Source organism: Candidatus Villigracilis sp., from assembly GCF_057083605.1.
Genome location: NZ_JBXMTI010000121.1, coordinates 1 through 11,949, shown reverse-complemented (window position 1 = coordinate 11,949; position 11,949 = coordinate 1). Strand labels below are relative to the sequence as shown.

The 11,949-nt window shown below is 49.8% G+C and carries 14 protein-coding genes; 2 read left to right on the top strand and 12 right to left on the bottom strand.

The genetic code is table 11. The features are described 5' to 3' along the window. The first annotated feature begins 338 nt into the window (after positions 1 to 338). Together corA and lexA are read left to right on the top strand one after the other, a co-directional pair. A complete protein-coding gene (corA, locus tag AC14M5_RS18230; protein ID WP_484031130.1) occupies positions 339 to 1,325 on the top strand; it encodes a magnesium/cobalt transporter CorA in 987 nt (328 codons plus the stop codon). Positions 1,326 to 1,441: 116 nt separating this feature from the next. After that, on the top strand, positions 1,442 to 2,122 hold the full coding sequence (lexA, locus tag AC14M5_RS18225; RefSeq protein WP_484031129.1) for a transcriptional repressor LexA: 681 nt from the start codon (positions 1,442 to 1,444) through the stop codon (positions 2,120 to 2,122). A 61-nt stretch (positions 2,123 to 2,183) separates the two neighbouring features. On the opposite strand, the gene AC14M5_RS18220 is transcribed toward lexA, so the two are convergent. The 12 genes from AC14M5_RS18220 to nusG all read right to left on the bottom strand — a co-directional run bounded on the left by AC14M5_RS18220 (position 2,184) and on the right by nusG (position 11,875). Beyond that, entirely contained in the window at positions 2,184 to 3,365 is a 1,182-nt protein-coding gene (locus AC14M5_RS18220) for a vWA domain-containing protein (protein WP_484031128.1), read from the bottom strand. A 2-nt stretch (positions 3,366 to 3,367) separates the two neighbouring features. Continuing rightward, complete coding sequence (locus AC14M5_RS18215) at positions 3,368 to 4,225, bottom strand: FHA domain-containing protein (RefSeq protein WP_484031127.1); 858 nt, start codon at positions 4,223 to 4,225, stop codon at positions 3,368 to 3,370. A 3-nt stretch (positions 4,226 to 4,228) separates the two neighbouring features. Further along, on the bottom strand, positions 4,229 to 4,876 hold the full coding sequence (locus AC14M5_RS18210; protein WP_484031126.1) for a Mov34/MPN/PAD-1 family protein: 648 nt from the start codon (positions 4,874 to 4,876) through the stop codon (positions 4,229 to 4,231). Between the two features lie 69 nt (positions 4,877 to 4,945). Next, entirely contained in the window at positions 4,946 to 5,212 is a 267-nt protein-coding gene (locus AC14M5_RS18205) for an EsaB/YukD family protein (RefSeq protein WP_484031125.1), read from the bottom strand. A gap of 63 nt (positions 5,213 to 5,275) precedes the next feature. Further along, the gene (locus AC14M5_RS18200) at positions 5,276 to 6,124 is read right to left on the bottom strand and encodes a ubiquitin-conjugating enzyme E2 (RefSeq protein WP_484031124.1); all 849 of its coding nucleotides are present in this window, start codon (positions 6,122 to 6,124) and stop codon (positions 5,276 to 5,278) included. Positions 6,125 to 6,138: 14 nt separating this feature from the next. Next, on the bottom strand, positions 6,139 to 7,014 hold the full coding sequence (locus tag AC14M5_RS18195; RefSeq protein WP_484031123.1) for a hypothetical protein: 876 nt from the start codon (positions 7,012 to 7,014) through the stop codon (positions 6,139 to 6,141). Positions 7,015 to 7,036: 22 nt separating this feature from the next. Next, positions 7,037 to 8,677, bottom strand: coding sequence for a ThiF family adenylyltransferase (locus AC14M5_RS18190; RefSeq protein ID WP_484031122.1), 1,641 nt, complete (start codon positions 8,675 to 8,677; stop codon positions 7,037 to 7,039). Positions 8,678 to 8,833: 156 nt separating this feature from the next. After that, entirely contained in the window at positions 8,834 to 9,211 is a 378-nt protein-coding gene (gene rplL, locus AC14M5_RS18185; protein ID WP_484031121.1) for a 50S ribosomal protein L7/L12, read from the bottom strand. A gap of 74 nt (positions 9,212 to 9,285) precedes the next feature. After that, entirely contained in the window at positions 9,286 to 9,816 is a 531-nt protein-coding gene (gene rplJ / locus AC14M5_RS18180; protein WP_484031120.1) for a 50S ribosomal protein L10, read from the bottom strand. A 241-nt stretch (positions 9,817 to 10,057) separates the two neighbouring features. Further along, entirely contained in the window at positions 10,058 to 10,771 is a 714-nt protein-coding gene (rplA, locus tag AC14M5_RS18175; RefSeq protein ID WP_484031119.1) for a 50S ribosomal protein L1, read from the bottom strand. 48 nt (positions 10,772 to 10,819) lie between these two features. After that, positions 10,820 to 11,245: a 50S ribosomal protein L11 gene (gene rplK / locus AC14M5_RS18170; protein ID WP_484031118.1), complete on the bottom strand. Its 426-nt coding sequence runs from the start codon at positions 11,243 to 11,245 to the stop codon at positions 10,820 to 10,822. An 87-nt stretch (positions 11,246 to 11,332) separates the two neighbouring features. Then, positions 11,333 to 11,875: a transcription termination/antitermination protein NusG gene (gene nusG, locus AC14M5_RS18165; RefSeq protein WP_484031131.1), complete on the bottom strand. Its 543-nt coding sequence runs from the start codon at positions 11,873 to 11,875 to the stop codon at positions 11,333 to 11,335. Positions 11,876 to 11,949 lie beyond the last annotated feature (74 nt).

Sequence of the window (11,949 nt, the reverse complement as noted above, 5' to 3'; positions counted from 1 at the left end):
CATCCAGGTTCCAAGAGCAGCCAGCAGGCGATTATTATTCAATGAAGAGCCTAGCAAGGCCTTCTGGGCTGGTTGAGAAATCACTTTGTCTTTACTTTTCTGTTTCGCCAGATCCAACAGATCTTCGTCATGAAAGTTGTTCATAATATTCTCCATTTGTAAACCAATAGGAAAACAGGCCGAAAACGAAAAATCTCAATGTTTTAACTGCATTTCTAATAAAATTATAAACATTTTTTTAATTTTGTCAAGTAGGAAATCAATAATTTCAATATACACTTCAAGATAATTGATTTATCCTGGAAAATAGTAAAAAATCCGCCTTTTGGAGGTCAACCTTGATTCGCTCACTCTTTTTCTCTCCTGGCAAGCCTACCCGCACCGAAATTCCCCTATCTGAATTCCCCCGCCTTCTACGTGACAGGCGTGGCCTGCTTTGGGTCGACTTTGTGTCAGAACCTCCTGAAACAGCCCTGCCTATTTTGCAAGGTTTCGGATTTCATCATCTTGCCATTGATGATGCGCTACAAGAAACGCACGCACCTAAAATAGATGATTGGGGAAACTATCTTTATATTGTTCTAAATTACATGCATCTCGTAAAAGCCACCGACCCGTGGGATACCGAAGTTGATGAATTGGATATTTTCCTCGGGCCGAATTACGTGATTACGCATCATGACAATCCCATCATATCCATAGATGAAACATGGGGCACAAGCCAGCGCGATCCGCGTTATTCACAAGATGGCGCCGATCATCTGCTTTATAAGATCATCGATTCAATCGTAATGAACTATATGCCGATCATCGAAAAAATAGATGAAGAGATAGATTGGATCGAAGACCAGGTCTTTGACCGTCCCAGCTCTCAAACGCTTGCAAGGCTGTTCACATTGAAGCGGGTATTGCTGGCCATGCGCCGCATCCTGCTCCCCCAACGCGAGGTGCTCAATAAAATGGCGCGTGACGATTACCAGGTCATCGACCGCAAAGACCGCATCTTCTTCCGCGATATTTACGATCACCTCGTCCGCCTGCATGATGTGAACGAAAGCCTGCGCGACCTGGTGGGCGGCGCGCTGGATACCTACCTATCGGTGATCAACAACCGTATGAACGAGGTCATGAAGACTCTCACGATCATCACCACCCTCTTCATGCCGTTGACTTTTGTAACAGGCTTCTTTGGGATGAACTTCTTCGCTGCGAATCCGCCCTACGAAAGCTGGACCGCCCCTACGATCTTTTATGGGACCCTGGGCCTGATGCTGCTTATCCCGGTCTTTATGTTCTTCTGGATGCGCCGCCGGACCTGGGTGTAGAGCCAGATTCTGACCTCATCAAAATCCTTGACACAGAACAGGCGTTCGAGTATTATTTGTAGCACAAATGAGCGAAGAATGCTCACCTGTGCCAGTTATCTGGCAGGAGATACAAAATGATGATGATGGTTAGAAAAAGCAAAGGCTTGGGCGAACGCCACCAGAGAATTCTGGATTTTATTGCATCCTATCAACGTGAACACAAACACCCCCCTTCAATCCGCGAGATAGGCGAGCATTGTGATATCTCATCCACGTCGGTTGTGAACTATTATCTCGATCAGCTCGAGAAATCGGGCCACATCGAACGTGATCGCAAGATTTCACGCGGTATGCGGCTCACTGGCAACACTCCGCTTGGTGACATGCTCCGTGTACCTGTGCTTGGCGTCATTCAAGCTGGTGAACCGATCCCTGTCCCCTCCAATGCAGATTTTGGCTCATTTACCCCTGAAGACTCTGTAGAGATCGCAAGCTCACTGATGCCCGGAAAAGAAAAGGGCAAGGAGTTGTTCGCTCTTCAAGTGCAAGGGGACTCCATGATCGATGCCATGATCAACGACGGTGATATCGTCATCCTCAAACCCACACAGGATGCACGCAATGGCGAAATGGTGGCTGTCTGGCTTTCAGACCGAAACGAAACCACTCTCAAATATTATTACAAGGAAAGAGATGGTTACCGCCTGCAACCCGCCAACCCAACCATGAAACCGATCATGCTCAAAAAGTCTGAAGCATTGGAGATCAAAGGCAAAGTTGTCATGGTCATTCGTAAAGTAGAACGGTTCATGTAGTAAATAAATTAAACACCAAAAGGACGGCTCTTGTCGGAGCCGTCCTTTTTATTTGGAATATCTACTTGATCTTTATTCGCGGCTTCTTACCACTACCGCTTGAGCTTGGAGCCGGGCTTTTACTACTACTGCCCGTTGCATCTGCTGTATTCAGCTTAATCCTGCCGCCTTTGTCTTTGTGCCTCATCCCGCTGAATAAACCCGCACCACGCATGATCAAAAACGGGATGAACAGTAAGAGCAGCAAGCCTGCCAGGATCCACCCAAACATGGTTAATGACGGGGCAGTGACTTCGGGCAAAACCCCGCCGGGGTTGTAATCAGATTGAGCAGTGACACCTATATCTGAAAGTGTGACGGTCAAATCACGATTGACACCATCTCGCAGAGTTGCAGGGGAAACATATGTAATTGCATATTCACTCTGCAAGGTGCGGCCCAACTGCTGGTAAAGCGCGCTCAAGGATTCGGGGTCGGCGGCATAACTATAAAGACCACCAGATCTTTCAGCGAGTGATTTCAATGCAGCCTCATCAAGCCCTGACTGTGAAGCTGTGCTGGCATCACCGAAGCCAACTGTCGAAATCGTCAGCCCGCTTGGGCCGATCTGCTCGATCACGCTATCAACAGTGTTGGTACTATGGTTGTCCAAGCCATCAGCCAGGACAATGATCGCCTTGCGGCCACTAACGCTTTCCAACGCGTTTGTTGCCTCGGCCAAGGCATCATACATGGATGTGTCGCCACCGGTTTTTAGACTATCAATGGCGGCGGTCAATGCCGCGGTATCGGTTGTGATCTGCTGAACATAATATGTCTTTGTATCAAAGGTCATCAAGCCAGCCTGGTCTTCGGGGCGCATTTGGCTGACGTAGGCCTTGGCAGCATCCTTTGCAGCTGTGAGTTTGTCGTTCTTATCCATGCTGCCGGAGATATCGATCACCAACATGGTTGTTACCGGTTCAGCGTTGCCTTGTTCGGCTGGCCCCCCACCTCGCGCCTCCGTGATTTCCATCGGTTGACCATTTTCAGAAATTTGGATGGTTGCAGGGTCTATACCAACCGGCTCACCGGCTGCATTTGTCACCGAAACATATACTGTAACAGTGGGGAATTTAGAATTGTCCACCTGCGTAATGCGGACTTGCGTGTCGTTCTGCGCGAAGGCTGTCGATGCTGACGAAAACACCAGGAGCAGCAGCAGGCCAAGGTTAAGTAGGATGCGAATCCTTTTCATTTGCATGATTACCTCTTTTCATGGTAAATCATCTCGGTATTGCCCATGCGGATCTTTTGTCCGTTCGATAATTCGGTACGTTCAATTTTTCTACCGTTAATGTACGTACCTGCCATGCTCATATCTTTGAGGGAAAAACGCATTCCATCGCCGGTAAGCATGGCATGTTGAGGGGCAATATCGGGGTCGGGCAAAACAATCTCAGATTTGAGAGCGGAACTTCCGATGGCAATGGCCGGGCCGCCCGCTTTCATGAATTTATCCAAAATGAACTCGGTGCCTTTAAGTTTGCCGGAAACAACTTCGAGCCAGGCGCGTGAGAGCAAAACGACGATGAGGGAGATGAACGCGCCCACGGAAGCACCAAGCAAAATAAGGCCCGCGGCTTTTCCACTTAGTGGGTTGCTGAGCCATTTGGAAGCGCTCTCAAGCAATGCGCCGCCTATTGCGCCGCCTATGAATCCACCGAGCATACCTTTCCAAGCCTGGCTTTTGCCGACGACTCCTTCTGCCAGCCCAAGCAACATGCCAAATACGCCCCAACCTAGGGCCCGGCCAAGAATGCCTGCTCCCACAGCCTGGAATAGATATTCACTAAGCGGCAGCCCAATGGCTCCAGCAACAAGCCCAAGCAAACCGCCAAATAACCCGGCTTTGATGGTTTGAACAAAATTCCGAGTGAGCAGGCCTTCAGTGATGCCGATGAATAAACCAATAACAAAACCGATCAGCCCACCGACGATGGCTTCACTCAGAAATAGATTCGTAGCGAAAGACAAGCCGAGATAGTCGCTTATCTGCCAGCCGATCAATCCACCGATCGCGCCGAATACAGCATAAAAATATGTACGCATTTGTCTGTTCATAATTTAGACTCCTTCGTTTTCTTCGTCAAAACTTTGAAGGTTTTTCCATTCGACCATGCTTCTTCCCATATTGCCGTTTAATTCATAAAAGCCAAAATAGCGCGTGGGATCGAGCGCATCATCATCTCGGCGGATGAAGAACCCGCCAACCGAAGTATGAGGTTCCACCACCAATGCCACCTGCCATGGTTCGGGAAAAAAATTCTTATGCAGCCAGGTATCATAGTGGGATAGAAACACTCCCATACGCGGGTGCGTGTGATACCAGCCGACGATCTTTTTGCCCTTATGGTTTTTCTCTATTTCATCGTGAAATTGTACAATCGTATCCTGGGTAAAAGTAAGGTAGACGCTGCCCTGCCGTGTATGATGGGCGGGCAACATATGCTGCACCACAACAAATTGTTCATCAGTATCGCGATCATTGCACCATAAACCGATCAATGCACCGCCAACTTCATCGTCTAGTTCACTGATTGAGTGCAGGCAGATTCGGCTATAAGCTGATTGGGAAACAAAGACCTTCACCAACGGCTGTGCACCTTTTTTCTCATGAGGTGACTCCCAACGCTTGGAGCGTGCAAGAGGCATACAGGCCTTCTTGGGTCTTATGGCGTTTGGGGATGAGAGGCGAATACCGATACTGTTCATTTATGATTCCGTTTTGAATGGGATTGATCGGGCTGTTCTAGGGAAGCAGAACAGCCCGATCAAAGTGGTCTATCCTGCAGTAACATCCGCGGTCATCATTAGGCGGTCGTTTTGTGGAATACCAGCTTGAGAGAGGGTTTCCTCCTCCTTCAATTCACGGCCCAGTGCCTTGCTGTCGAGGCGGTAAGACATTGGTCGCCCATCAGGACCTGTTGTGGGCAATTCCAGAGAAGTCATCAATTCTGGAAGCAATTCCTTTACGGCCACATCATCAGGAACTTCAGCGTTGCGGCTGCCGCCTGAGGGGAGTACGAGGGTAACGGGTATTTCTGACATGGTTTTCTCCTTTTCTTGGTTGGTCTAAAACAACGGATACAATATTCTGTGCTTGCCAAATATCTATTTCAAACGAATGGTAGGCTTTTTCTTTGCTTCAACAGGTTTCACCTTCACTCGTTCTGGCCTAAGTAATTCACGATGGTCCACGGGAAATTCCTTCGCATGTGTTTTGCGGTACTCACGTGACCATCGCGCTGCTTCTGCATCCCAGGGAAATGGTGGTTTTGTGGGGTCATCATGGAAGTTCTTCCATTGCAACATTTCACCCAACATGATAATGAGGCGGTCCAGTGAACGACTGGCCGTCCACCAGGCTGCATCGATACATACGCTGCCATTCAAATGATTAATGTTCGGATGCCAGATGGGCGTTAACCATTTCATACCGGGCCAGCGCTGCGGATATTGATTATGGAGATAGATTTCCACCTGGTGGTGGTTCGAATAGATGGGTTTCCCAGATCGATCAACACTCGAAATACTCTTACAGGTAAATGTGACAATATATCTTTCAGGCGGCACACCCGGGCGGATGTCCATTGCCTTGAAGGAAATCAGATCGCTGCGCGCATTTAGATCCTGCATCAATTCGTAATCAGCCTTCAAACGACGCATACGCGGGCTTCCCCCAACAGAGACAACTCCTCCCGCAGTAATATCAGCGGTAAGCATCAGACGGTCATTTTCGGGAACCCCAGCCGCTGACAATGTTTCATTCTCCTTCAATTCCCTTCCGAGCGCCTTGCTGTCAAGGCGATACCCCATAGGCCGTCCATCCGGGCCGACAGTTGGAAGATCCAACAATGATGTCAATTCGGGCATCAATTCGTGCAGGGATACATCATCCGGCACTTCGGCGGATCGCGCGCCGCCGCTGGGTAGTACGATCGTGACATTCATATCAGGCATAATGAATTCCTCCGTCATGTATTTAGATGGGGTACCTGGCACATGCCAGTCACCGCCCAACAATCTGCATGATGCAATGTATTGCAGACTTCACATTTCTTCACACCGCGCGGATCATTCCGCTTGACTTCTTCGAGGCAAAATGGGCAGCGATGTTCTTCATAAAGCGAAAGTTGTAAATTGGGTTTACGACTGAATAATCGTCTAAACCTCGAACGAGTTGGTGGTGGTTGTGCTGTGTGCGTAATAACTACTTTATCGATTGCCGAGGTTGTGCGTGTACGGCCATTGCTCCTATTAGGAGATTTCGGGCGCGGATTTCTTTTTGGCAGGAATGTAAATCTTTCCTGGGAGTGGGATTGTGACGATCTGGGCTGGACCGATTGAATGGAGGCCGCCGATGGTTGTTCCCTACGCCTGGATGAGCCTCGCGAGTCTGGCAGGCTCTCTATTTTCGGCTGGTGCTTCCACCACGCATCCAAACTGATGATGGCAACCAGAAGCGCACCGCCCAGTTGGATTAATTGAGAGGTGTCGATCCTTCCCTTGAGCCAGGGGTCGAGTGGGCCAAGTCCCATTTCCCAGTTTGTAAGAAAGCCAAGGATAAACAATCCTATGGGCAATGCGAAAAGTATGATCAAAAAGCGAACAAATCCCGACCATTCGTAAAAGACCGCGCGTGACCCGGAACCAGCCGCCAACCCGATGCTTAAGATCGCAAAGATCGTCATCAACAATGGCGAAAGATTTGTCTGGTAAACATTGAGTAAGGCCATAAGCGCGGCAACACCAATCACAAACGAAAATATAGTGACCAGTTTTCGAAGGAAATTGGGCAGTCGGTTGGAAGAGGAATAAGAGTTGCTCATTGTGCTGGTATGAATGGACATTTCAAGTTCCGTTAAATCTCGCCTAGTCTCGTAATCGAATACGACCACTACGCAGTTTTAGAACAGATGCCTCTTTAGCTTTTACCTGGAGTTTGTCCTTAATCCGAATGCGGTGCTGCTTTTTATTCTCTATCTTTACTGTTGACTCGTAATCTCGAAAGTGCAATGCATCTGGCAAATCACCGCTTAATTCATAGAAACGATACTCCACATCATTGTGAGCACGGATTATATGAAGGGGCGGTACACCAATGCTCGCCAAAGTGCGATGCAGGAAAGGCTCTTCGCCGGTGATCACATGGGTCATAAAGGCTTCGCGCAATACGCCACAGGTTGGGCAGTGGCCGGCATCGAATGTCACCTCACTAAGAGGACGCAGGACTTCTTCAACGGTATGGCAATTAGGGCATTCAAGTCTCGTGACCAGTTCCTGGTCTAATTCAAGCACTGCGTTCAGGCCAAGGTCTGCACAGGCAATGCGCAGGATATCGTCAATGGTTGTGCGTTCGGCACGCGCCGGTAATTCGGTGATATCGCCATAGCTCCAGTGAGATTCGCAATCTTCGCGGGGCGAATATGCGGTGGTATGCATTTCATTGACCATTCCATTAAAATGGGTCACTTTACCTGGTTCCACCGGCATATTGTTGATGACCTTCAAAGCTTCCTGGGATTGCATCGCACCAATGATCGAAGCGATGGTTGGAGTCGTCGGCACTTTACCAAGCAAAATGTTTTGGCGTGCCAGCAATGGGCAGGAGTATCGAAGCGACAAATCCCTCAGTGCCTGCTCGGTGAGCGTGCATTCGTAACAGGCTCCCTGTCCCGGTACGAAGACACGCACCAACCCTAGCAGTTCTTGAATCGCGCCATCCACCCAGGGTTTGTTGACCCAGTAACAAAAACGGTTTACTGCCAGCCTTGCTTCCCGGTTATCAAGACAACCGATCACAACATCCATACGGCGGAAAATTCCCAGACCCAGTTTTGTCATGATGTCGCCATTAAGATACTGGACATGCACGTTCGGATTAACTGCTTTCGCACGTGCAGCTGCGATTTCTGCCTTGCTGCGATTATTATCCGTCTCGCGGAACAAGACTGAACGGCTCAAATTGGCGAGTTCGATCTTGTCGAAATCCACAATAAAAATATGCCCAATTCCCATTAATGCTAGGTTTTTGATGACTTCATTTCCAAGTGCGCCGGCACCAACCACCATCACCTTGGCATTCTTCACCTTATCACGATCCCACCAGGAGATAAAATCGAAAGTCCCAAGGCGGTCTTTTTGAAGGTTTGGAATATGGATCGGCTTTTCGGATGCGATGGGCAAGCGAATAGGTCCGGTTGGAGGCTCGTTTTTTGCTGAACGTTCAGCCTGCCGCGTCGGCCCGGCCATTTCTCGCGCCTGAGTCATATTTGACTCATCGATTTTCAGAGCGAACCAGCCTACATTTTTCCGTGACTCTACCAACCTGTTTTTCTCGAGGGTTTTGAGCGCTTCCCGTAAGGTAGTACGGCTGATGCCAAAACGGGTGATCAACTCACGCTCAGGCGGTAATTGAGCACCAGGCTGGAGGCTGCCATCCAAAAGCGATGCAGTCAATTTCCCTGCAACAGCGTCAGCCAAAGTCTTATGAACAATCGGTTGAATTTTCATCGTATTTCCTGTGGTATGGTGGTCAGACCAATTGCTATCATTATAGGGAAACTTCAAAGCAGAGTCAACTAGCTGGTATAGGACATTGGTACTACCCTATTTAAATGCAAAGACGGCTCTTGCGAGCCGTCCGTGTTTTTGTTGAAATTTGAAGCTTTACTCGACTACGATAACAGCGCCGGCTTCTTCGAGCTTCTTCTTGGCGTCAGTTGCGGCATCCTTACCAACAGCGGTGAGGACTTTTCCACCTGCAGTTTCAGCGAGGGTCTTGGCTTCACCGAGTCCCAGACTGGTCAACTGGCGAATAACCTTGATGACGTCAATTTTCTTGGCGCCGGCATCCTTAATGACCACATCGAACTCGGTCTTCTCTTCAACAGGTTCGGCGGCAGCGGCGGCACCAGCAGCGGCAACAGTCACAGGGGCGGCGGCGGAAACGCCCCACTTCTCTTCGAGTTTCTTCACTAGATCAGCCGCGTCGAGCACAGAAAGGGTGGAAAGTTCTTCCACGAGTTTATCGAGCTTGTCAGACATTGTTTAGCACTCCTTGCTAATTAATTGAATTTTGAATATTTTATGCGAGATGAACCCGCTTGATACGTTGAAAACTAGGCCGCAGCCTGTGCACTTTCAGAATGTGCCTTGATAACAGCCGCGAGTCCGCGGGCAGGTTCAGCGAGCGTGCGGACGAGCTTGCTGGCAGGAGCCTGCAAAACGCCCAACAATGTTGCGCGCATAACGGGCAGCGGCGGTAGATCAGAAAGAGCCTTCACTTGAGAAGCGCTGAGGGCTTTACCGCCCATCAGGCCGCCTTTCACTTTAACGAACTCATTGCCTTTTGTTGCATCGGTCAATGCTTTCGCTGTGGAAGCAGGGTCTGTGAATGCAAAAGAGATCGCGGTGGATTTCACCAGGTAATCCTGGGGAAGCTCCATGCCATTCTCTGCAAACACGCGGCGGACAAGTGTGTTCTTTACGATGTGGAATTCACCGCCCGTTTCACGGATCTTCGCGCGAATCGAATCAATAGACTTCATGGTCGCGCCGGTATATTCCACGAGAATCACAGCTTCACTACGCTTGATCCAATCCGCATACTGAGCCTGCACTTCTTCCTTGCGTTGCTTTGAAATTGCCAAAGGTTATTCACCTCCTTTCAATATAAAAGTCTTTGCCACTCACGCAGGCAAAGACTTTTAGTCCCCGGAGGGAATCAGCACAAGAGAGTGCTGAATTTTTCTATCAGTCTCCACCTGAGCAGGAAATTAAGTCCCGAAGGGACGCAGGAAGGTTGAGTAGTGCGAAGCGCATATCGAAACCTATCCAACGGGACACCCGCCTTCATCGGCGAAGTGGATTTTTAGGGATAAACGAGTATTTCTACTCGGCACCTTGCATATGTTCGTTGGGATCGGCCTTCACACCAGGTCCCATGGTGGTGGTAACGGTAATGCGCTTCACGAAGTTACCCTTCGCACCCGATGGGCGGGATTTATTAACTGCGTCCACCAGGGTCATGTAGTTCTCATAAAGTTTATCAGCAGAGAAGGAAACCTTGCCGATGGAAACGTGGATGTTATTGGTCTTATCGAGACGGAACTCCACACGTCCAGCCTTGGCTTCCTTGATGGCGCGTTCCATATCCTGAGCAGAAACCACTGTTCCAGCCTTCGGGTTTGGCATCAAACCGCGCGGACCGAGTACACGGCCCAAGCGACCTACCTTACCCATTGCATCAGGAGTGGCAATGGCTACATCAAAATCAAGCGTGCCACTTTCGATTTTTTTCATAGTTTCATCGTCATCAGCCACAAGATCAGCGCCGCCCGCACGAGCCGCCGCTGCACCTTCGCCCTGAGCAAAGACGAGCACGCGCACAGTCTTGCCGAGGCCGTGAGGCAGAACAACTACATCGCGCAATTGCTGGTCTGCCTGGCGCGAGTCAAGCGTGGTGCGCATATGAACTTCAACAGTTGCATCGAATTTGGTGATCGAAGTTTCTTTCGCGAGTGCAACTGCTTCGCGGGCGGAATACACCTTGTCAATATCAACTTTGGCGGCCGCCGCCGTATATTTTTTTCCGTGTTTGGTCATTTTTTCCTCCGTGGTGCAAGCGGATGGCAGAGCCACCCTCCCACAAAATTAGTCGGTTACCGTAATACCCATCGAACGGGCTGTGCCTTCAACCTGCTTCATTGCACCTTCAAGGCTGATCGCGTTGAGGTCTTTCATCTTCAACTCGGCGATTTCCTTCACCTGGGCACGGGTCACTTTGCCGACCTTTTCCTTGTTCGGAACGCCGGAACCTTTTTCAACCTTTGCGGCTTTGCGAAGCAAAACTGCGGCAGGTGGGGTGCGAAGCACAAATGTAAACGATCCATCAGTATAGATGGTGATTTCCGCAGGGAGGACCTCACCCGGACGATTAGATGTGCGGGCATTGTATTCCTTGCAGAAGGCCATGATGTTGATACCATGGCTTGCCAGCGCGGGGCCAACAGGAGGCGCAGGATTTGCCTTGCCTGCCTCGAGCTGTAGACGAACGATTGCTTTTAACTTCTTTGCCATTTTGACTTAACTCCTTCGTGGTTTTAGCGGGTCATTTGGGAGACCCTCCCACCGCATCAGGCTTAACTGAAGCCTGCTACTGTCTAATTATGCTTTTTCAACCTGTAGGAAATCCAACTCAACAGGCGTTTCGCGTCCGAAGAAACTCACCATCACGCGGACTTTGGTGCGCTCCATATCGATCTCAGAAACCACGCCACGGAAATCGTTGAACGGCCCATCCACAATGCGGACGCGTTCACCCACTTTGAAAGTGACTTTAACTGTGGGCGCTTCGGCCTCCATACGTTTGACGATCTGCGCAACTTCCTCAGGACGTAATGGCGTAGGATTATTTCCCATACCAACGAAACCCGTCACACCGGGTGTGTTGCGGACCACATACCAGGATTCTTCCGAGAGTGCCATGTTCACAAGCACATAGCCGGGGAAAATATGACGTTCCACCGTGCGGCGTTTGCCGTCTTTGACTTCGATCTCTTCCTGGGTCGGAATGACCACATCGAAGATACGATCCTTCATGCCCATCGTCTCGATGCGTTGTTCGAGGTTATGCCGCACCTTGTTCTCATAGCCTGAGTAACAATGGATGACATACCAGGCAGGCCCCTCCACGCCGTCAGTGTGGATCGAGTTCTCCGAAGACTGAGGCTGTTTCTCGGGAGCAGCGACGCGCACAGGTTCGGCTTCGGGCGCAGGGGTTT

Excerpts from the sequence above, each read along its gene's own strand:
- AC14M5_RS18210 (WP_484031126.1), bottom strand. The coding sequence starts at position 4,876 with ATGAACAGTATCGGTATTCGCCTCTCATCCCCAAACGCCATAAGACCC.
- AC14M5_RS18215 (WP_484031127.1), bottom strand. The coding sequence starts at position 4,225 with ATGAACAGACAAATGCGTACATATTTTTATGCTGTATTCGGCGCGATC.
- rplA (WP_484031119.1), bottom strand. The coding sequence starts at position 10,771 with ATGACCAAACACGGAAAAAAATATACGGCGGCGGCCGCCAAAGTTGAT.
- AC14M5_RS18220 (WP_484031128.1), bottom strand. The coding sequence starts at position 3,365 with ATGCAAATGAAAAGGATTCGCATCCTACTTAACCTTGGCCTGCTGCTG.
- AC14M5_RS18200 (WP_484031124.1), bottom strand. The coding sequence starts at position 6,124 with ATGCCTGATATGAATGTCACGATCGTACTACCCAGCGGCGGCGCGCGA.
- AC14M5_RS18190 (WP_484031122.1), bottom strand. The coding sequence starts at position 8,677 with ATGAAAATTCAACCGATTGTTCATAAGACTTTGGCTGACGCTGTTGCA.
- AC14M5_RS18205 (WP_484031125.1), bottom strand. The coding sequence starts at position 5,212 with ATGTCAGAAATACCCGTTACCCTCGTACTCCCCTCAGGCGGCAGCCGC.
- AC14M5_RS18195 (WP_484031123.1), bottom strand. The coding sequence starts at position 7,014 with ATGTCCATTCATACCAGCACAATGAGCAACTCTTATTCCTCTTCCAAC.
- lexA (WP_484031129.1), top strand. The coding sequence starts at position 1,442 with ATGATGATGATGGTTAGAAAAAGCAAAGGCTTGGGCGAACGCCACCAG.
- rplL (WP_484031121.1), bottom strand. The coding sequence starts at position 9,211 with ATGTCTGACAAGCTCGATAAACTCGTGGAAGAACTTTCCACCCTTTCT.
- rplK (WP_484031118.1), bottom strand. The coding sequence starts at position 11,245 with ATGGCAAAGAAGTTAAAAGCAATCGTTCGTCTACAGCTCGAGGCAGGC.